The 21,267-nt window shown below is 52.6% G+C and carries 20 protein-coding genes; 10 read left to right on the top strand and 10 right to left on the bottom strand.

The annotated features are described in order from the left end of the window. The first annotated feature begins 303 nt into the window (after positions 1–303). The 9 genes from rpmH (at position 304) to GPJ68_RS24885 (ending at position 7,992) form a co-directional block, all read left to right on the top strand. Complete coding sequence (rpmH, locus tag GPJ68_RS24925) at positions 304–444, top strand: 50S ribosomal protein L34 (protein ID WP_003023858.1); 141 nt, start codon at positions 304–306, stop codon at positions 442–444. Positions 445–461: 17 nt separating this feature from the next. After that, positions 462–821, top strand: coding sequence for a ribonuclease P protein component (gene rnpA, locus GPJ68_RS24920; RefSeq protein ID WP_003844432.1), 360 nt, complete (start codon positions 462–464; stop codon positions 819–821). Further along, entirely contained in the window at positions 785–1,042 is a 258-nt protein-coding gene (gene yidD / locus GPJ68_RS24915) for a membrane protein insertion efficiency factor YidD (RefSeq protein ID WP_003023846.1), read from the top strand. Before rnpA ends, yidD begins: the two co-directional genes overlap by 37 nt. A gap of 2 nt (positions 1,043–1,044) precedes the next feature. Further along, positions 1,045–2,691 carry a membrane protein insertase YidC gene (yidC, locus tag GPJ68_RS24910; RefSeq protein ID WP_003023844.1) on the top strand — a complete coding sequence of 549 codons (1,647 nt, stop codon included), beginning with the start codon at positions 1,045–1,047 and terminating at the stop codon, positions 2,689–2,691. 136 nt (positions 2,692–2,827) lie between these two features. Continuing rightward, positions 2,828–4,192, top strand: a complete 1,365-nt coding sequence (gene mnmE / locus GPJ68_RS24905) for a tRNA uridine-5-carboxymethylaminomethyl(34) synthesis GTPase MnmE (RefSeq protein ID WP_016155071.1) — start codon at positions 2,828–2,830, stop codon at positions 4,190–4,192. A gap of 180 nt (positions 4,193–4,372) precedes the next feature. Next, on the top strand, positions 4,373–5,554 hold the full coding sequence (locus tag GPJ68_RS24900) for an MFS transporter (RefSeq protein WP_019078000.1): 1,182 nt from the start codon (positions 4,373–4,375) through the stop codon (positions 5,552–5,554). Continuing rightward, the gene (gene yidZ, locus GPJ68_RS24895; protein ID WP_016155073.1) at positions 5,523–6,482 is read left to right on the top strand and encodes an HTH-type transcriptional regulator YidZ; all 960 of its coding nucleotides are present in this window, start codon (positions 5,523–5,525) and stop codon (positions 6,480–6,482) included. The genes GPJ68_RS24900 and yidZ overlap by 32 nt, the downstream gene beginning before the upstream one ends. A 166-nt stretch (positions 6,483–6,648) precedes the next feature. Next, entirely contained in the window at positions 6,649–7,395 is a 747-nt protein-coding gene (locus GPJ68_RS24890) for a 4'-phosphopantetheinyl transferase superfamily protein (RefSeq protein ID WP_016155074.1), read from the top strand. A gap of 30 nt (positions 7,396–7,425) precedes the next feature. Beyond that, positions 7,426–7,992, top strand: a complete 567-nt coding sequence (locus GPJ68_RS24885) for an NADPH-dependent FMN reductase (RefSeq protein ID WP_003827046.1) — start codon at positions 7,426–7,428, stop codon at positions 7,990–7,992. Between the two features lie 115 nt (positions 7,993–8,107). Here the strand turns inward: GPJ68_RS24885 and adeP are convergent, their stop codons facing one another. Then, positions 8,108–9,445: an adenine permease AdeP gene (gene adeP / locus GPJ68_RS24880; protein WP_016155075.1), complete on the bottom strand. Its 1,338-nt coding sequence runs from the start codon at positions 9,443–9,445 to the stop codon at positions 8,108–8,110. 167 nt (positions 9,446–9,612) lie between these two features. Between adeP and yieH the strand changes: the two genes are divergently transcribed. Continuing rightward, positions 9,613–10,278, top strand: a complete 666-nt coding sequence (yieH, locus tag GPJ68_RS24875; RefSeq protein WP_104651921.1) for a 6-phosphogluconate phosphatase — start codon at positions 9,613–9,615, stop codon at positions 10,276–10,278. An 83-nt stretch (positions 10,279–10,361) separates the two neighbouring features. Here yieH and phoU read toward each other — a convergent pair whose 3' ends face one another. The 9 genes from phoU to atpD form a co-directional block, all read right to left on the bottom strand. Further along, positions 10,362–11,087, bottom strand: coding sequence for a phosphate signaling complex protein PhoU (gene phoU / locus GPJ68_RS24870; protein ID WP_003023824.1), 726 nt, complete (start codon positions 11,085–11,087; stop codon positions 10,362–10,364). A gap of 14 nt (positions 11,088–11,101) precedes the next feature. Further along, positions 11,102–11,875, bottom strand: a complete 774-nt coding sequence (gene pstB, locus GPJ68_RS24865; protein ID WP_180837055.1) for a phosphate ABC transporter ATP-binding protein PstB — start codon at positions 11,873–11,875, stop codon at positions 11,102–11,104. A gap of 106 nt (positions 11,876–11,981) precedes the next feature. Then, positions 11,982–12,872: a phosphate ABC transporter permease PstA gene (gene pstA, locus GPJ68_RS24860; RefSeq protein WP_016155077.1), complete on the bottom strand. Its 891-nt coding sequence runs from the start codon at positions 12,870–12,872 to the stop codon at positions 11,982–11,984. Continuing rightward, positions 12,872–13,831: a phosphate ABC transporter permease PstC gene (gene pstC / locus GPJ68_RS24855; protein ID WP_016155078.1), complete on the bottom strand. Its 960-nt coding sequence runs from the start codon at positions 13,829–13,831 to the stop codon at positions 12,872–12,874. The genes pstA and pstC overlap by 1 nt, the downstream gene beginning before the upstream one ends. Positions 13,832–13,974: 143 nt before the next feature. Continuing rightward, positions 13,975–15,015 carry a phosphate ABC transporter substrate-binding protein PstS gene (gene pstS / locus GPJ68_RS24850; RefSeq protein ID WP_016155079.1) on the bottom strand — a complete coding sequence of 347 codons (1,041 nt, stop codon included), beginning with the start codon at positions 15,013–15,015 and terminating at the stop codon, positions 13,975–13,977. A gap of 333 nt (positions 15,016–15,348) precedes the next feature. Then, positions 15,349–17,178 carry a glutamine--fructose-6-phosphate transaminase (isomerizing) gene (gene glmS / locus GPJ68_RS24845; RefSeq protein WP_104651922.1) on the bottom strand — a complete coding sequence of 610 codons (1,830 nt, stop codon included), beginning with the start codon at positions 17,176–17,178 and terminating at the stop codon, positions 15,349–15,351. 223 nt (positions 17,179–17,401) lie between these two features. Then, positions 17,402–18,772, bottom strand: a complete 1,371-nt coding sequence (glmU, locus tag GPJ68_RS24840; RefSeq protein ID WP_019077996.1) for a bifunctional UDP-N-acetylglucosamine diphosphorylase/glucosamine-1-phosphate N-acetyltransferase GlmU — start codon at positions 18,770–18,772, stop codon at positions 17,402–17,404. A gap of 672 nt (positions 18,773–19,444) precedes the next feature. Beyond that, complete coding sequence (locus GPJ68_RS24835) at positions 19,445–19,864, bottom strand: F0F1 ATP synthase subunit epsilon (protein WP_003023809.1); 420 nt, start codon at positions 19,862–19,864, stop codon at positions 19,445–19,447. Between the two features lie 20 nt (positions 19,865–19,884). After that, entirely contained in the window at positions 19,885–21,267 is a 1,383-nt protein-coding gene (atpD, locus tag GPJ68_RS24830; protein WP_003023806.1) for a F0F1 ATP synthase subunit beta, read from the bottom strand.

Genomic DNA, 21,267 nt, shown 5'->3' with positions numbered 1-21,267 from the left:
AAAGATGCTTTACTGCTTAAACGATCTAATAAAGATCCCGAGCGATCCTTGCGCTTTATCCGCCAGCCCGTATAATTCTTACCCCCAGCGAGTAACGGTCGCCTTACGGCGTCAACGCTGCCTGTTTTATACGCGAAACCATGCGGAAAAAAGCGGGAAATAAGGAAAGAGAATTGACTCCGGAGTGTACAATTATTACAATCCGGCCTCTTTAATCACCCACACTGTGGCGTAAGTCGTTCGAAATTCGTTCGGGTATACGCAAAAGTCAGTGAATTTATTCAAGTTTAGGTAGAAATCGCCATGAAACGCACTTTTCAACCGTCTGTACTGAAGCGCAACCGTTCTCACGGCTTCCGTGCTCGTATGGCTAATAAAAATGGTCGTCAGGTTCTGGCACGTCGTCGTGCTAAAGGCCGTTCTCGTCTGACCGTTTCTAAGTAATAAAAGCTAGCCCCTGAGTGGTTAAGCTCGCATTTCCCAGGGAGTTACGTTTGTTAACTCCCACTCATTTCACATTCGTCTTCCAGCAGCCACAACGGGCTGGCACGCCGCAAATCACCATCCTCGGCCGCCTGAATTCGCTGGGGCATCCCCGTATCGGTCTTACCGTCGCCAAGAAAAACGTTAAACGCGCGCATGAACGCAATCGGATTAAACGTCTGACACGTGAAAGCTTTCGTTTACGTCAGCACGAACTTCCAGCAATGGATTTCGTGGTGGTGGCGAAAAAAGGGGTTGCTGACCTCGATAACCGTGCTCTCTCGGAAGCGTTGGAAAAATTATGGCGTCGCCATTGTCGCCTGGCTCGCGGGTCCTGATAGCCCTTATTCGGGTCTATCAACGCCTGATCAGTCCGCTGCTTGGGCCGCATTGCCGTTTCACTCCAACCTGTTCGAGCTACGGAATTGAGGCATTGCGCAGGTTTGGAGTGATAAAAGGCAGTTGGTTGACGGTGAAACGCGTATTAAAATGCCACCCTTTACACCCTGGTGGTGACGATCCCGTCCCGCCCGGACCATTTGATACCAGAGAACACTAACGATGGATTCGCAACGCAATCTTTTAGTCATCGCTTTGCTGTTCGTGTCTTTCATGATCTGGCAAGCCTGGGAGCAGGATAAAAACCCGCAACCTCAGGCCCAACAGACCACGCAGACAACGACCACCGCAGCGGGTAGCGCCGCAGACCAGGGCGTACCGGCCAGTGGCCAGGGGAAACTGATTACGGTTAAAACTGACGTGCTTGATCTGACCATCAACACCCGTGGTGGTGATGTGGAACAGGCTTCACTGCCAGCTTACCCGAAAGAACTCGGTTCTACCGAACCGTTCCAGTTACTGGAAACCACGCCACAGTTCATCTACCAGGCACAGAGTGGCCTGACAGGTCGTGACGGCCCGGATAACCCGGCTAACGGCCCGCGTCCGCTGTACAACGTCGAAAAAGACGCGTTTGTACTGGCTGACGGTCAGAACGAACTGCAGATCCCGATGACCTATACTGACGCAGCGGGTAACACATTCACTAAAACGTTTGTACTCAAGCGCGGTGAATATGCTGTCAACGTTAACTACAGCGTGCAGAACGCCGGCGAAAAACCGCTGGAAGTCTCCACCTTTGGTCAGCTGAAGCAATCCATCAATCTGCCATCTCATCGCGACACCGGTAGCAGCAACTTTGCGCTGCACACCTTCCGTGGCGCGGCGTACTCCACGCCGGATGAGAAGTATGAGAAATACAAATTCGACACCATTGCTGAAAACGAAAACCTGAACGTCAATGCTAAAGACGGCTGGGTCGCAATGCTGCAACAGTATTTCGCAACGGCATGGGTTCCGCGTAACGACGGCACCAACAACTTCTATACCGCTAACCTGGGTAACGGCATTGCCGCTATCGGCTATAAATCACAGCCGGTGCTGGTTCAGCCTGGCCAGACTGGCGCGATGACCAGCACCCTGTGGGTCGGCCCGGAAATTCAGGATAAAATGGCGGCAGTTGCACCGCACCTGGATCTGACCGTGGATTACGGCTGGTTGTGGTTCATCTCTCAGCCGCTGTTCAAACTGCTGAAGTGGATCCATAGCTTCCTGGGTAACTGGGGCTTCTCCATCATCGTTATCACCTTTATCGTTCGTGGCATCATGTACCCGCTGACCAAAGCGCAGTACACCTCCATGGCGAAGATGCGTATGCTGCAGCCGAAGATTCAGGCTATGCGTGAGCGTCTGGGCGATGACAAACAGCGTCAGAGCCAGGAAATGATGGCCCTGTACAAAGCTGAGAAGGTTAACCCGCTGGGCGGCTGCTTCCCGCTGATCATCCAGATGCCAATCTTCCTGGCGTTGTACTACATGCTGATGGGCTCCATTGAACTGCGTCATGCGCCGTTCGCTCTGTGGATCCATGACCTGTCTGCACAGGACCCGTACTACATCCTGCCGATCCTGATGGGCGTGACGATGTTCTTCATTCAGAAGATGTCTCCGACCACCGTGACCGACCCGATGCAGCAGAAGATCATGACCTTTATGCCGGTCATCTTCACCGTGTTCTTCCTGTGGTTCCCGTCAGGTCTGGTGCTGTACTATATCGTCAGCAACCTGGTAACCATTATTCAGCAGCAGCTGATTTACCGTGGTCTGGAGAAACGTGGCCTGCATAGCCGCGAGAAGAAAAACTCCTGATATTAGTCGCAGGTGCGTTGGCTGCATTTGCTTGCCGCCTTCCTGCAACTTGAATTATTTCGAGTATTCACGGTAAAGTTAATGCCAGAGAAGGCGGTCATTAGACCGCCTTTTTTACATTTACAAGAGAGCTATCATGAACCATAACGACACCATCGTCGCTCAGGCCACCCCACCGGGACGTGGTGGCGTGGGTATCCTGCGCATCTCCGGCCTGAAGGCGCGCGAGGTTGCAGAAACCGTACTGGGGAAACTACCAAAACCGCGCTATGCCGACTATCTGCCGTTTAAAGACGCGGATGGCAGCACGCTGGATCAAGGAATTGCCCTGTGGTTCCCCGGTCCGAACTCCTTTACCGGTGAAGATGTTTTAGAGCTTCAGGGCCACGGCGGTCCGGTGATTCTCGATCTGCTGCTCAAACGTATTCTGACCATTCCCGGGCTGCGCATTGCCAGACCGGGTGAATTCTCCGAGCGTGCGTTTCTCAATGATAAGCTTGATCTGGCCCAGGCAGAGGCAATTGCCGACCTGATCGATGCCAGTTCAGAGCAAGCCGCTCGCTCGGCGCTGAACTCGTTGCAGGGCGCATTTTCTGCACGGGTAAATCATCTTGTGGAAGCGCTCACTCACCTGCGCATCTACGTGGAAGCGGCGATCGACTTTCCGGATGAAGAAATCGACTTCCTGTCTGATGGCAAGATTGAAGCGCAGCTCAACAACGTTATCAGCGATCTCGATGCCGTTCGTGCCGAAGCGCGTCAGGGCAGCCTGCTGCGCGAAGGGATGAAGGTAGTCATTGCCGGTCGCCCAAATGCCGGGAAATCAAGCCTACTGAACGCGCTGGCAGGTCGTGAGGCGGCCATTGTGACCGACATTGCGGGCACGACTCGCGACGTACTGCGTGAGCATATTCATATCGACGGTATGCCGCTGCACATCATCGACACTGCCGGTCTGCGCGATGCCAGCGATGAAGTTGAACGCATTGGTATCGAACGCGCGTGGCAGGAAATTGAACAGGCCGACCGCGTTCTGTTTATGGTTGATGGCACCACCACCGACGCCGTGGACCCGGCTGACATCTGGCCAGACTTTATTGCCCGCCTGCCAGCCAAACTGCCGATTACCGTGGTGCGTAACAAAGCGGATATTACCGGTGAGACGCTGGGCCTTAGCGAAGTAAATGGCCACTCACTGGTTCGCCTATCCGCGCGTACCGGTGAAGGCGTTGACGTGCTGCGTAACCATCTCAAACAGAGCATGGGCTTTGAAACCAATATGGAAGGCGGCTTCCTGGCGCGCCGTCGTCACCTGCAGGCTCTGGCAGAAGCGGCGGAGCATCTCGAGCAGGGTAAAGCCCAACTGCTCGGAGCATGGGCCGGAGAATTGCTGGCAGAGGAACTACGTCTGGCGCAGCAGAACCTCAGTGAGATCACCGGGGAATTTACCTCCGACGATCTGCTGGGAAGGATTTTCTCCAGCTTCTGTATTGGCAAGTAACGTTGTGTTGCCCGGTGGTGCGATGCCTACCGGGCCTACAGTACCCGTAAGTCGGATAAAGCAAAGCGGCTATCCGGCTACAAGTAATTTCCCATATGGAAATCACTGTTGTCCAAATGGCAACTCGTGCAGTTGACTCTCTGCCCGTATGCTTAGCGCCACATTCCTCATGAGGTCGCTATGACACGCTTTCTAATCTGCAGTTTCGCCCTGGTGTTACTCTATCCCGCGGGTATTGATATGTATCTGGTGGGGCTGCCCCGTATTGCTGCCGATTTACAGGCCAGCGAGGCGCAACTGCATATCGCGTTTTCGGTTTATCTGGCGGGAATGGCGACGGCGATGCTGTTTGCCGGGAAAATTGCCGACCAGTCAGGACGCAAACCCGTCGCTATTGTCGGCGCCCTCATCTTTATTTTCGCCTCTGCGCTGTGTTCATTCGCCGAAAGCGGTACGCCGTTTCTCACAGGCCGCTTTATTCAGGGCGTAGGCGCAGGCTGCTGCTATGTGGTGGCTTTCGCCATCCTGCGCGATACGCTCGACGATCGCCGCCGGGCGAAGGTACTGTCGCTGTTGAACGGTATCACCTGTATCGTGCCGGTACTGGCACCGGTGATGGGGCATCTGATTATGCTCAAATACCCGTGGCAGAGCCTGTTCTACACGATGATCGGTATGGGGGTGGCCGTTTGCCTGCTGTCAGTGTTTATCCTGCGAGAATCGCGCCCAGCGACGCTCCCGGCATCTGCAGAGAAGAACCACCTATCTGAATCGCTGGTGAACCGTTTTTTCTTAAGCCGTCTGGCCATCACCACTCTCAGCGTGTCGGTGATCCTGACCTTCGTGAATACTTCGCCGGTGCTGTTGATGGAAGTAATGGGCTTTGACCGTGGTGAGTACGCCACCACGATGGCCATGACCGCAGGCATCAGTATGGCGGTCTCTTTCTCTACGCCATTCGCCCTGAGCGTGTTTAAACCTCGCGTTCTGATGCTGACCTCACAAGTGCTGTTTCTGTCTGCCGGCGTGGTGTTAACCCTTGCCAGTACGCACATGGTGACGCTGTTTGGGCTGACCTTAATCTGTGCCGGGTTCTCGGTCGGCTTCGGTGTCGCGATGAGCCAGGCGCTGGGACCTTTCTCGCTGCGTGCGGGCGTTGCCAGCTCGGCGTTAGGTATTGCGCAGGTTTGCGGTTCCTCGCTGTGGATATGGCTGGCGGCGGTGCTCGGTCTTGATGCGCTGAATATGCTGATCGGGATTCTGATTGGCTGTAGCATAGTGAGTATCATGCTGATTATCACTGTTGCCCCTAACCGGTCCACGCCAACTCATGAAGAAATCCCTCAGCAGTCTCGATCTTAATTTATTGCTCTGCCTGCAGCTGTTGATGCAGGAACGCAGTGTTACCAAAACTGCCAAACGGATGAACGTCACGCCGTCGGCGGTCAGCAAGTCGCTGTCTAAACTGCGGGCCTGGTTTGACGATCCACTGTTTGTAAACACCCCGCTGGGGCTAACGCCAACACCGCTGATGGTCAGCATGGAACAGAATCTGGCAGAGTGGATGCAGATGAGCAACCAGTTGCTGGATAAGCCACACCATGAAGCGCCGCGCGGGCTGAAGTTTGATCTGGTGGCCGAAACGCCGCTGGTGATGATCATGTTTAACGCGCTCTCCCGACAGATCTATCAGCGTTATCCCCAGGCGACGATCAAAATACGCAACTGGGACTATGATTCGCTGGATGCAATTATTCGCGGCGAAGTGGATATCGGCTTTACTGGCCGGGAAAGCCATCCGCGTTCGCGTGAACTGTTGAGTTTGCTGCCGTTGTCGATCGACCATGAAGTGCTGTTTTCCGATCTCCCCTGTGTCTGGCTACGTGAAGATCATCCGGCATTGCAGGAAGAGTGGAATCTGGACACATTTCTACGCTATCCGCACATCAGCATTAGCTGGGAGCAAAGTGATACCTGGGCACTGGATGAAGTCCTGCAAGAGATGGGGCGTGCGCGCAATATTGCGTTATGTCTGCCCGGTTTTGAGCAGTCGCTGTTTATGGCCGCCCAGCCGGATCACGCGCTGATAGCCACAGCTCCGGTTTATTGCCAGCGTTATAACCAACTCCACCAGCTTCCGCTCGTGGCGCGTCCTATGCCTTTTGATGCCGCGCAGCTGGAAAAAATGCGCGTACCGTTCACCCTTCTTTGGCACAAACGTAACAGTCATAATCCTAAGATCGTCTGGTTGAAAGACACCATCAAGGCGCTTTATCGCGATATGTCCTGACGTTGCACCGCCACTTTGTTGCTAAATCGACTATTCTGGCAACAGAAATGTAAATATCGCGTAATGTATTCTATTTCAGCTTACTTTTTGGGCAGCAAAGCCTGCCTGGATGCCGCGTAAATGTTACTCTGGTAATTATCACGGACCATTAATCACGGAGCGAAAAATGGCGACACATTTTGCCAGAGGGATTCTTACGGAGGGACACCTGGTTTCAGCTCGCCTCCCTTCTCCATGTCATATCGAAGCAAGAGATCTCCCAGCTCATCGCCGAACACGTTTCCTGGCTTCCCGAAGTTTACTCGCTGAACTGATGTTTATGCTTTACGGCACCAGTACGCTGCCCGAGATTGTTACTCAGGCCAAAGGTAAGCCCATTTTTCGCGATAAGAACCTGCCGGGATTTTCGATTTCCTATGCCGGGAATATCGTTGGCGTTGCGCTAACAACTGAAGGAACGTGCGGGCTGGATATGGAACTGCAGCGAGCTACCCGCAGCTTTCACCATCCGCATTCAACGGAAACATGGCGCTTCTCCAGCAACGAAAATCTGTGGATCAATAACCAAAACGACCCCAACGAAGCACGCGCGCAGCTCATTACGTTGCGCCAGAGCGTACTCAAACTCACCGGCGATGTAAGCAATGATGATCCGCACGAACTCCAGCTTTTACCCGGCGCAGGACGTCTGAAATGTGCCCATGTTGCGCAGGTTGAAGCCATTTGCGATGCGGAAGATGTTCTGGTGTGGTCGGTTGCGGTTACGCCAACCATTGAAAAACTCAAGGTTTGGGAGTTTGATGGTAAACAGGACTGGAAAAGTTTGCCTGATATCCAGACCCGCGCCAATGAGCCTACGGGTCGTCTGATCCGGTTCTCTCAATTATGCGCAGCGAAGAGCCATACGCTTTGATTTAACCTTTATGATGAAACAGGAGTCACCATGTCAGAAACATTGAATGTTGTTACGTTACTGGGAAGTCTACGCAAAGGTTCGTTTAATGGAATGGTTGCCCGTACGCTGCCCAAGATTGCTCCAGCAGGAATGGAAGTCAACGCGTTGCCATCAATTGGTGATATCCCACTGTACGATGCCGACCTCCAGCAGGAAGAAGGTTTTCCGGCAAGCGTAGAAGCGCTGGCAGAGCAAATCAGGAAGGCTGACGGTGTCGTCATCGTGACACCGGAATATAACTATTCTGTGCCTGGAGGACTGAAGAACGCCATCGACTGGCTGTCCCGCCTGCCGGATCAGCCATTATCGGGTAAGCCGGTGCTGATCCAGACCAGCTCCATGGGCGCTATTGGCGGCGCGCGCTGCCAGTACCATCTGCGTCAGATCCTGGTGTTCCTCGACGCCATGGTAATGAATAAGCCGGAATTTATGGGCGGCGTGATTCAGAACAAAGTGGACCCGCAGACAGGTGAAGTGATCGACCAAAGTACGCTGGACCATCTAACCGGCCAGCTGACCGCATTTGGCGACTACATCCAGCGTGTGAAAGCCTAAAAGAAAAAGCCCGCTGGCTGCAATGCCTGGCGGGCCGTATCCGGTTATCAAATTTGCCTGATGGCGCTGCGCTTATCAGGTCTACACACCTCGCGCAGCACCGTCTCAGCGGCAATTAATGCGCGTCGATAAACACAATCTTCAGCACAAACAGCAGTGCGACAACGATGACGCACGGGCTGAGATCGCGGAAACGTCCGGTACCGATTTTCATCACACAGTAGGAAATAAAGCCCAGCGCGATACCTTCGGTAATCGAGAAGCTAAACGGCATCATCACGGCGGTAATAAACGCCGGAACGGCTTCAGTCAGGTCATCCCACTTCACGCGTGACAGGCTTGATGTCATCAGGACGCCAACGTAAATCAGCGCACCAGCGGCCGCATATCCCGGTACCATTCCCGCCAGCGGCGACAGGAAGATAACCAGCAGGAACAACAGGCCAACAACTACCGCGGTCAGGCCAGTACGTCCACCGACAGAAACCCCGGAAGAAGACTCGATATACGCGGTAACGGAAGAAGTACCGATAAACGCACCAGCAACCGATGACACGCTATCCACATACAGCGCCTGCTTCATGCGCGGAAACTTACCCTTCGCATCCGCCAGACCTGCTTTATCCGTGACGCCAATTAGCGTACCGGAGGAGTCGAACAGGTTGACCAGCATGAACGAGAAAATTACGCCCGCAAGACCAATGTTAAACGAACCAGCCAGATCAACATGCCCGATAACGGACATTACGCTCGGCGGCGCGGAGACGATCCCGTTGTAATGGACATCGCCCAGCATCCAACCCAGCAGCGTGGTCACAATGATAGAGATCAGTACCGCCGCATGGATGTTACGTGAAGCCAGAATCGCGATGATAAAGAAGCCCAGAATACCGAGCAGTACGCTGTGGGACGTCAGGTTGCCAATAGACACCAGGGTGTCTTGGTTGGCGACGATAACACCAGCGTTTTTCAGCCCCATCATGCCGATGAACAGACCAATACCGCTGGTGATCCCCACGCGCAAGCTAACCGGGATGTTGGCAATCATCCAGTAACGTACGCGGAAAATCGTCAGTAGCAGCAGACCTACCGCGCCCCAGAAGATTGCACCCATACCGATCTGCCATGACAGGCCCATCGCGCCAACGACCACGAAGGCGAAGAACGCATTCAGACCCATAGCAGGCGCAAGTGCGACCGGCAGGTTGGCAAACAGGCCCATCAGGATGCTACCAAATGCAGCAATCAGGCAGGTGGTCACAAAGACGGCGCTGGTATCCATGCCAGCCACGCCAAGAATTTGCGGGTTAACAAAAACGATATACACCATCGTCAGGAAGGTGGTTAAACCGGCGATCACTTCGGTCCGTGCCGTCGTGCCATGTTCGCGCAGTTTGAACACGCGTTCCAGCATCCCCTGGCCAGAAGCCTGGGTTGTGTGTTGTTGACTCATTATCAATTTCCGAACAAGGAGGGAAAATTCGTCGCTATCCTATACCAAAATGCGACAATAGGGTTGGGTTATGAGCAACTTTTTTCATTGATTTTGCTTATACGGCAACGATTGCGTCGCCCAATAATGCATTACGAAAACGTTAAACTTGTTAAAACGGAAATGACATGTCCCAGATAGAAGCCGTATTTTTTGACTGTGACGGTACCCTTGTCGACAGTGAAGTGATTTGTTCTCGCGCGTATGTCAGCATGTTCCAGGCGTTCGGCATTACGCTCGATCTTGAAGAAACTTTTAAACGCTTCAAGGGGGTAAAGCTGTACGAGATCATCGACATTATCAACGAAGAGCACGGTGTCGAACTGGCAAAAGCCGAATTAGAACCGGTTTACCGCGCAGAGGTCGCACGTCTGTTCGATACGGAACTGGAGGTGATTGCCGGAGCCAATGCGCTGCTGGACAGCATGACCGTCCCTATGTGCGTGGTATCTAACGGTCCGGTCAGCAAAATGCAGCACTCGCTGGGTAAGCTGGGTATGTTGCACCATTTCCCTGATTTACTGTTCAGCGGCTACGATATTCAACGCTGGAAACCCGATCCGGCCCTGATGTTCCATGCGGCGAAAGCGATGGACGTTAACGTTGATAACTGCATTCTGGTTGATGACTCCAGCGCAGGTGCCCAGGCGGGGATTGCTGCAGGGATGGAAGTGTTTTACTTCTGCGCCGATCCGCATAACAAACCAATCGATCATCCAAAAGTGACGACGTTTACCGATCTGGCGCAGTTGCCAGCGTTATGGAAGGCGCGGGGTTGGAATATTACGCGATAACTGAAAGGCCGGATGGCGCTAACGCTGATCCGGCCTGCATGTCTCGTAGAGCGGGTAAGCGTTAGCGCCACCCGCCACAAACATCACTCTTTCGGATCTTTGCCCGCCAGCAGCTTATCCAGCTCATCACCGCCCACGTGACGGAAGTCTTGTCCCTTCACGAAGTAGAAGATGTATTCGCAGATATTCTGGCAACGGTCACCGATACGCTCGATGGAGCGCGCGCAGAACAGCGCGGTCAGCACGCTTGGAATGGTACGCGGATCTTCCATCATGTAGGTCATCAGCTGACGCACGATACCTTCATACTCCTGGTCGACTTTCTTATCTTCGCGATAAATACGTACCGCTTCGTCAAGATCCATACGCGCAAACGCATCCAGCACGTCATGCAGCATTTGTACGGTGTGGCGACCCAGTGATTCCAGGCTTACCAGCAGCGGCTGATGCTGTTGAGAAAATTTCTCCAGCGCGGTGCGGCAAATTTTATCCGCAACGTCGCCAATACGTTCCAGCTCAGCGATCGTTTTGATAATCGCCATCACCAGACGCAAGTCACTGGCGGTCGGCTGACGCTTGGCAATGATACGCACGCAGGCCTCGTCGATCGCCACTTCCATCATATTGACGTTCTTATCGCCTTCAATGACGCGCTTCGCCAGCTCACTGTCCTGATTGTGCATGGCGGTAATCGCATCAGAAAGCTGCTGCTCGACCATGCCGCCCATGGTCATCACCTGGGTACGGATGCTTTCCAGCTCTGCATTGAACTGGCCGGAAATATGTTTATTAAGGTTAAGATTATCCACAACAAGCTCCTGAATCAGCCGTAACGACCGGTGATGTAGTCTTCAGTTTGTTTCTTCGCGGGCTTGGTGAACAGATCGTCCGTGTTACTGAACTCAATCAACTCGCCCAGGTACATAAATGCCGTGTGATCGGAACAACGCGCAGCCTGCTGCATGTTGTGGGTAACGATAACGACGGTGTAATCCTCTTTCAGCTCAGTGATCAGCTCTTCGATACGCCCGGTAGAAATAGGGTCGAGCGCTGAGCACGGCTCATCAAGCAGAAGCACTTCCGGGCGAATGGCGATCCCACGCGCAATACACAGACGCTGCTGCTGACCACCGGAGAGAGAGTACCCGCTCTGGTGTAATTTATCTTTGGTTTCGTTCCACAGTGCGGCCTTGGTCAATGCCCACTGCACACGCTCGTCTATATCCGCACGAGAGAGTTTCTCAAACAGACGCACGCCAAAAGCGATGTTGTCGTAGATGGACATCGGGAACGGCGTCGGCTTCTGGAATACCATGCCCACTTTGGCACGCAGCAGAGCGATATCCTGAGTGTTGGTGAGAATATTGTCGCCATCCAGCAGGATTTCGCCTTCCGCACGCTGTTCCGGGTACAGTTCAAACATTTTATTGAACGTACGCAGCAACGTCGATTTACCACAGCCTGACGGCCCGATAAACGCCGTTACCTGGTTTTTGGCAATATCCAGGTTGATGTTCTTCAGGGCATGGAACTTGCCATAGTAGAAGTTCAAATCACGAACCTGAATCTTACCCGGGGCAGTATCAACCATACTCATTTCAATCTTTTCCTCATCATGCCTGATGGCGCGCAGCTTTCAGGCCTACAAATGTCTTCAATCGTAGGCCGGATAAGGCGTTTACGCCGCCATCCGGCACTTCGTCTTAACCGTGTTTCTTCTTCGCGAAAATGACGCGCGCCAGAATGTTCAGCAGCAGTACGCACAGGGTAATAATCAGTACCCCGGCCCAGGCCAGTTGCTGCCACTCAGCAAACGGGCTCATTGCAAACTTAAAGATAGTGACCGGCAGGTTGGCGATAGGCTGCATCATGTCGGTGCTCCAGAACTGATTGGAGAGCGACGTAAACAGCAGCGGAGCCGTTTCACCTGCGATACGTGCAATAGCCAGTAAAACGCCTGTAATGATGCCTGAGACAGACGCCTTCAGGGTGATTGCAGAAATCATCTTCCATTTCGGCGTACCCAGCGCATAGGCGGCTTCACGCAGGCTATCCGGTACCAGTTTGAGCATGTTCTCCGTGGTACGAATAACAATGGGCACCTGCAGCAGCGCCAGCGCGATAACGCCCGCCCAGCCGGAGAAGTGCTCCATTTTTGCTACCACGATGGTGTAAACGAACAGACCGACCACGATTGATGGCGCAGAAAGCAGGATGTCGTTGATAAAGCGGATCACCTCAGCCAGCCAGGACTTACGTCCGTACTCTGCCAGGTAGATGCCCGCCATAATACCAAGCGGTGTACCAAACACGGTCGCCCACAGAATTAACAGTCCGCTACCGGCCAGGGCATTCGCCAGACCACCACCAGCCGTATTCGGCGGAGGTGTCATTTCGGTGAACAGCGCCAGTGACATACCGTCAATACCGCGGGTGATCGTGGACATCAGGATCCAGATAAGCCAGAACAGACCGAATGCCATGGTCGCCATAGAGAGCGTCAGCGCGATGCGGTTCTTCAGACGACGACGCGCCTGCATTTTACGGCGGGATTCCGCAAGCGCAGCAGTGTTTTGCATTTCAAGCGTAGCCATTAGCGTGCCCCCTCGTTCTTCGCAAGGCGCATGATCATGAACTTAGACGCCGCCAGCACGATGAAGGTAATCACAAACAGAATCAGGCCCAGTTCCATCAACGCGGCAACGTGCAGTCCTGATTCCGCTTCGGCAAATTCATTCGCCAGCGCAGAAGTAATACTGTTGCCCGGCATGTACAGCGAGGCACTATCGAGCTGGTAGGTGTTACCGATGATAAACGTCACCGCCATGGTTTCACCCAGCGCGCGGCCCAGACCGAGCATTACGCCGCCGATCACACCGTTTTTGGTGAACGGCAGGACGATGCGCCAGATAACTTCCCAGGTAGTACAACCGATGCCGTAGGCTGACTCTTTCATCAGCACCGGCGTTTGTTCGAACACATCGCGCATAACCGCCGCAATGTACGGGATGATCATGATGGCGAGGATCACGCCAGCGGCCAGAATACCAATACCAAATGCCGGACCCGCAAACAGCGCGCCAACAAACGGAATGTTGGAAAGGATGTTCCCGACCGGCTCCTGGAAGTAAGTCGCAAACAGCGGGGCAAAGATAAACAGGCCCCACATGCCGTACACGATACTCGGAATTGCCGCCAGCAATTCAATAGCGATACCCAGCGGGCGACGCAGCCAGCCAGGGGCAAGTTCAGTCAGGAATAAGGCAATGCCAAAACTCACCGGAACGGCGATCAGCAGTGCGATAAGCGAGGTGACCAGCGTACCGTAAATCGGTACTAATGCACCGTAGATATCGTTTGGCGCATCCCATTCTTTAGTCCACAGAAAGGAGAAGCCAAATTTCTGAATGCTTGGCCAGGAGGAGATAACCAGAGAGACAATAATGCCACCCAACATCAATAGCACAATCAGCGCAGCCAGTTTTACCAGCGCGCTGAATATCATGTCACCTTTTTTACCCGGTGGGTTCAAAGCAGGCTTGGTTGCAGCCATAAATCACTCTTTAAGTTAAACGCGTTTACGAAGTTGCCCTGCCGGATGGCGCTACGCTTATCCGGCCTACACATCGGGCCTACAGTCAAAACTGTAGGGCGGATAAGCGTAGCGCCATCCGCCAACTCGTTAAAGATATTCTATTAGTACAGCGCTTTACCGCTGCTGTCTTTTACGTTGGTCTTCCATGCAGCACGAATCTGCTCAACCACGCTGTCCGGCAGGCTGGCGTAATCCAGGTCATTAGCCTGTTTGCCGCCATTTTTGTACGCCCAATCGAAGAACTTCAGCACTTCAGCGCCCTGCTCAGGTTTCTTCTGCTCTTTATGCACCAGGATGAAGGTGGTGGAAGTGATCGGCCACGCATCGTCACCTTTCTGGTTAGTCAGATCCTGAGCGAAGGTTTTGCTCCAGTCAGCGCCTTTTGCAGCGTTGGCAAAGTTTTCTTCGGTCGGACTTACCGGTTTGCCATCAGCAGAGACCAGCTTGGTGTACGCCAGGTTGTTCTGCTTAGCGTAAGCGTACTCAACGTAGCCGATAGAACCCGGCAGACGCTGTACGAACGCAGCGATACCGTCGTTACCTTTACCGCCCAGACCGGTCGGCCAGTTAACGGTAGAGCCGGAACCAATTTTAGATTTCCACTCTTCGTTCACTTTCGCCAGGTAGCTGGTGAAAACGAAGGAAGTACCGGAACCGTCAGCACGACGCACAACGGCGATATTCTGAGAAGGCAGCTTCAGACCCGGGTTCAGTTTGGTGATGGCTTCATCATCCCACTTCTTAATTTTACCGAGGTAGATGTCGCCCAGCGTTTTACCGTCCAGCACCAGTTCGCCGGATTTCAGGCCAGGGATGTTCACCGCCAGCACCACACCACCGATAACAGTCGGGAACTGGAACAGGCCTTCTTGCGCCAGTTTCTCGTCAGACAACGGTGCGTCTGAGGCGCCGAAATCAACGGTATTGGCCGTAATTTGTTTTACACCACCGGAGGAGCCGATACCCTGGTAGTTTACTTTGCTACCGGTCTCTTTCTGATAGGTATCTGCCCATTTGGCATACACTGGCGCAGGGAAGGTTGCACCTGCACCTGTCAGGCTCGCTGCTGCAAACGCAGAAAACGCGCTCATGGATAAGGTCGCGGCGACAACAGTTGCGACAGTGGTACGCATAACTTTCATAATGTCTCCTGCACGGTTTTCGTAAATCGTTGTTTGAGTTGCTACTGTGAGCAAAATAGGACAAACAGGTGACAGTTAAATGTACGAAATATGACAGTTTTATGACAATGAAAAACTTGGGAAGTTTTTTATCTAAAAATACATTTAAAACAGAATGTTAATCACCATCATGACAATAACATTTCGCTGAAATTTTCTTTTTATGACACTGAAAACAGTAGTTGAAGATGACGGTTTGTCACATAAAACAGGCGGGGTAATTGATTAAAAACAGAACAAGCTAAAAAAATGCCCCGCTTGCAGCAGGGCATTTTCAGTTCAGTTAAGTGCGGATTACTCTACGGTAACCGACTTTGCCAGGTTACGCGGCTGGTCCACGTCGGTGCCTTTAATCAGCGCCACGTGATACGCCAGCAACTGCAGCGGAACGGTGTAGAAGATCGGTGCAATCACCTCTTCCACATGCGGCATCTCAATGATGTGCATGTTTTCGCTGCTGATAAAGCCAGCATCCTGGTCCGCAAAGACGTACAACTGACCGCCACGAGCGCGAACTTCTTCAATGTTGGATTTCAGTTTTTCCAACAGTTCGTTGTTCGGCGCAACTACGATAACCGGCATATCGGCATCAATCAGCGCCAGCGGACCGTGTTTCAGTTCGCCTGCAGCATAAGCTTCAGCGTGAATATAAGAGATCTCTTTCAGCTTCAGCGCGCCTTCCAGCGCAATCGGGTACTGATCGCCACGGCCCAGGAACAGCGCATGGTGTTTGTCTGAGAAACCTTCCGCCAGAGCGGCAATGCGTTTGTCCTGAGACAGCATCTGCTCAATACGGCTAGGAAGTGCCTGCAGACCATGAACGATCTCCTGCTCGATAGACGCATCCAGACCTTTCAGACGAGACAGTTTCGCCACCAGCATCAGCAGAACGGTCAGTTGGGTGGTAAATGCTTTCGTCGAGGCCACACCGATTTCGGTACCGGCATTGGTCATCATCGCCAGGTCGGATTCGCGCACCAGAGAAGATCCCGGTACGTTACAAATAGCCAGCGAGCCCAGATAGCCCAGCTCTTTAGATAAGCGCAGACCTGCCAGGGTATCCGCCGTTTCACCGGACTGGGAAAGGGTAATCATCAGGCTGTTACGACGCACGGCGGATTTGCGATAGCGGAACTCGGAAGCGATTTCGACATCACAAGGAATACCAGCCAGCGATTCAAACCAGTAGCGGGACACCATACCGGAGTTGTAGGACGTACCGCAGGCGATAATCTGGATATGCTCAACCTGAGACAGCAACTCGTTGGCACGTGAACCCAGCTCGCTTAAATCCACTTCACCGTGACTAATGCGACCGGTCAGCGTATTTTTAATTGCATTCGGCTGTTCGTAGATCTCTTTCTGCATGTAGTGGCGATAAATACCTTTTTCGCCCGCGTCATACTGCAGATTCGATTCGATATCCTGACGCTTCACTTGTGCGCCAGACTTGTCGAAAATAGAGACAGAACGACGGGTCACTTCTGCGATGTCACCTTCTTCCAGGAAGATAAAGCGACGGGTTACCGGCAGCAACGCCAGCTGATCGGAAGCGATAAAGTTTTCCCCCATCCCCAGACCAATCACCAGCGGGCTACCTGAACGGGCCGCCAGCAGAGTTTCCGGGTTACGGGTATCCATGATCACCGTGCCATAGGCACCGCGCAACTGTGGAATAGTACGCAGTACGGCTTCACGCAGCGTACCACCCTGTTCCAGTTCCCAATGCACCAGGTGAGCAATCACTTCGGTGTCGGTTTCAGAAACAAAGGTGTAACCACGGGTTTTCAGTAGTTCACGCAGAGGTTCATGGTTTTCAATGATGCCGTTATGCACAACAACAATGTGTTCAGAAACATGGGGATGCGCGTTCACTTCTGAAGGTTCACCGTGTGTCGCCCAACGGGTATGAGCGATACCTGTACCACCATGCAGCGGATGTTCTTCCGCAGCAGCAGTCAGCATCTGCACTTTACCCAGACGACGCAGACGGGTCATGTTGCCTTCAGCATCGACAACGGCCAGACCAGCAGAGTCATAACCACGATATTCCAGACGACGTAAACCTTCGAGAAGGATTTCAGCTACATCACGCTGCGCGATAGCGCCAACAATTCCACACATATTTTTTGATTCCGAATTTAGGCATTTGCCTGTCGTTGTCGCTGACCTGTATTTGCCCTTTCCGGGCGCCCCGAGCCTTGTAGAGAGTGGGGTTATTTTTATGGTACTGCTTGTTGAGCGGAGGATTATGTTATCCCCTCATCTCTTGTCTGCCTGATGGCGCTTACGCTTATGAGGCCTACAGAACGTCACCGCACGTAGGCCGCCATCCGGCAAAAATCACTTACTTCTTCTTCACCGGACGCTGCCAGCCCTGTTTATGGACCTGAGGTACACGGCTTAATACCAGTTCGTTATCGGCGACATTACGCGTTACGGTGGTTCCGGCGGCAATCGTCGCACCTTTACCCACGGTGACTGGCGCCACCAACTGAGTATCAGAACCCACAAACACATCATCACCAATAATGGTTTTAAACTTATTGGCACCATCGTAGTTGCAGGTAATCGTACCCGCGCCGATATTCACATTATCGCCAATTTCCGCATCGCCCAGATAGGTCAGATGACCAGCTTTAGAACCTTTACCCAGACGCGCTTTTTTCATTTCGACGAAGTTACCCACGTGCGCGCCTTCCTGCAGCTCAGCACCCGGGCGCAGACGCGCGAATGGGCCGATGGTGCAAGCGGCTTCCAGATGGGCATCTTCCACCACACTGTATGGGCTAAGCTCACAACCTTCACCAATCACGCTGTTTTTGATGATACAGCCAGCACCAATCTTGACGCGATCCCCAACGGTTACGTTACCTTCAATGATAACGTTAGTATCAATTTCAACATCGCGCCCGTGAATAAGCGTACCGCGAAGATCAAAACGTGCAGGATCGCGCAGCATCACGCCCGCCAACAACAGTTTCTCTGCTTGCTCAGACTGATAAACACGCTCCAGACGGGATAACTGAAGACGGTTATTCACCCCTTCCGTTTCGCTAATACGTGCCGGATGTACCGCAGCAATTTCGCGTCCTTCCTGATACGCCATCGCAATGATATCGGTGATGTAGTATTCACCCTGCGCATTATTATTGGTGAGTTTGGACAGCCAGCGCTTCATATCAGCGCCATTGGCAATCAGAATACCGGTGTTGATTTCCTGGATTTGGCGCTGCTCGTCAGTTGCATCTTTATGCTCGACGATACCAGTGACGTTACCGTTCTCACGCGTAATACGCCCATAGCCGGATGGATCATCCAGTTTTACCGTTAACAGGCCGATGCCGCCCTGCGGTTTAGCATCACGCAGGCTACGTAAGGTATCGGTAGAGATCAGCGGCACATCGCCATAAAGCATTAAAATGTCTTCGTCATCACCAAAGAATGGCGCTGCCTGCTGCATTGCATGGCCGGTCCCCAACTGCTCTGCCTGCAGAATCCAGTTTAGATTGCCATCTTTCAGCGTCTGCTTAAGCAAATCACCACCGTGCCCGTAGACCAGATGTACGTGAGTTGCACCTAATTCATTAGCAGCATCAATGACATGCTGAACCATCGGCTTTCCTGCGAGGGTATGCAGCACTTTAGGGAGATCGGAATACATACGCGTGCCTTTGCCTGCGGCAAGGATCACGACGCTCATAGCATTATTCAACATACACGTCCTGACTGTAATTTGAGAACGAATTTATACCGTTTCACATTGAAAATACTACATTTTTTTCATCGTGAAATGGACCGAAGATAAAACGTTCAATCGGGGAAATTTCCCCTCTGATAACTCTCTATTTTCGTCTATTTCGGCGTCTTTTGTCTCCCAAAAACCAGGAGGCTGCTCTTATTAAAGCCTAGGTTAATGTTTTTGCTATTTTTTTACTGCATGAATAAAGAGCTACAAAAGAAAAGTACAATTTTATTAATGTGATTCAGCGAGAAGCAGAAAAAACAGACAGGGAAAATAGAGTTTTAAAAGGGAAGAGGACAAACGATAAAGCGGAGGAGGGGAATTTAATAACAGCTGGCGCGGGCTGATAACCGTATGAAGCATCGCGCCACAGAGCAGGTCGGGAAGACTAAACTTCCATGCTGCTGAAAAGGGCGATGATTTTATTAATCAGTTTCATGTTGGTATCCTGTTTTTATCTGAGTTAATTATGTGACACACATCACACAAAAAAGAGTCTACGCCTCATCTTTTAACCGATCAATATTTTTGTGACACAAATCACAAAATAATAAAACAGCTTTTTAGTTCCACTTTCACTGAAACAAAACCATAAAAAAAGCCAGCCTGGCAACCAGACTGGCTTTTGTGCTTTTCAAGCCGGTGTTACATCGCTTTTTTGGTCAACTCGATAACGCGCAGTTTCGCGATCGCTTTGGCCAGTTCCGCAGATGCCTGAGCGTAATCCACGTCACCATGAGAGCTCTTGATGTGCTCTTCAGCCTTACGCTTCGCTTCCAGGGCTCTCGCTTCATCGAGATCCTGTCCGCGAATCGCGGTATCAGCCAGAACGGTCACGCTGCCAGGCTGCACTTCGAGAATGCCGCCGGACAGATAGATAAACTCTTCATGACCGAACTGTTTAACGATGCGGATCATACCAGGCTTAATGGCGGTGAGCAGCGGTGCGTGACCCGGGAAAATACCCAGTTCACCTTCACTACCCGTTACCTGGATTTTTTCGACCAGACCAGAGAACATTTGCTGCTCTGCGCTGACGACGTCCAGGTGGTAAGTCATTGCCATATCACCCTCCGATTAAGGCGTTAAAGTTTTTTGGCTTTTTCCACGGCTTCGTCGATAGAACCAACCATGTAGAACGCCTGCTCTGGCAGGTGGTCGTATTCGCCTTCCATGATGCCTTTAAAGCCACGGATGGTGTCTTTAAGGGATACGTATTTACCCGGAGAACCGGTGAATACTTCCGCAACGAAGAACGGCTGGGACAGGAAGCGCTGAATTTTACGTGCGCGTGCTACCACCAGTTTGTCTTCTTCAGACAGTTCATCCATACCCAAGATGGCGATGATGTCTTTCAGTTCCTGATAACGCTGCAGCAGAGACTGTACGCCACGCGCGGTGTCGTAGTGTTCCTGACCAACAACCAGCGGATCCAGCTGACGGCTGGTGGAGTCCAGCGGGTCAACTGCCGGGTAGATACCCAGAGATGCGATCTGACGGCTCAGTACCACGGTTGCATCTAAGTGAGCAAAGGTGGTTGCTGGGGATGGGTCAGTCAAGTCATCCGCAGGTACGTATACCGCCTGAACGGAGGTGATAGAACCGGTTTTGGTAGAGGTGATACGTTCCTGAAGAACACCCATCTCTTCCGCCAGGGTCGGCTGGTAGCCTACCGCTGATGGCATACGACCCAGCAGAGCGGATACTTCTGTACCGGCCAGGGTGTAACGATAGATGTTATCAACGAACAGCAGAACGTCACGACCTTCGTCACGGAACTTCTCAGCCATGGTCAGACCGGTCAGAGCAACGCGCAGACGGTTTCCCGGCGGCTCGTTCATCTGGCCATATACCAGGGATACTTTGTCCAGAACGTTGGAGTCGGTCATTTCGTGGTAGAAGTCGTTACCCTCACGAGTACGTTCACCCACGCCCGCAAACACGGAGTAACCGGAGTGTTCGATCGCGATGTTACGGATCAGCTCCATCATGTTTACGGTTTTACCTACACCCGCACCACCGAACAGACCAACTTTACCGCCCTTAGCGAACGGACACATCAGGTCGATAACTTTGATGCCGGTTTCCAGCAGTTCCTGAGAGCTGGACAGCTCTTCATAGGAAGGTGCCGCGCGGTGGATAGCCCAACGCTCTTCTTCACCGATATCGCCTTTCATGTCGATCGGGTGACCCAGGACGTTCATGATACGACCCAGAGTTGCTTTACCTACCGGGACTTCGATCGGGTGCTCGAGATCTTTGACTTCCAGACCACGACGCAGACCGTCGGAAGAACCCATGGCGATGGTACGTACGATACCGCCGCCGAGCTGCTGCTGAACTTCCAGCACCAGGCTCTCTTTACCATTCATAACCTCAAGAGCATCGTACACGCGCGGTACGGCATCCTGAGGGAATTCGACGTCAACCACGGCGCCGATTACCTGGACAATTTTTCCAGTAGCCAT

The organism is Citrobacter sp. 172116965 (genome assembly GCF_013458095.1).
In the GTDB taxonomy this organism is placed as follows: domain Bacteria; phylum Pseudomonadota; class Gammaproteobacteria; order Enterobacterales; family Enterobacteriaceae; genus Citrobacter; species Citrobacter braakii.
Note: the sequence above shows the minus strand (reverse complement) of the source record. Positions and strands in the feature narration are given on the sequence as shown.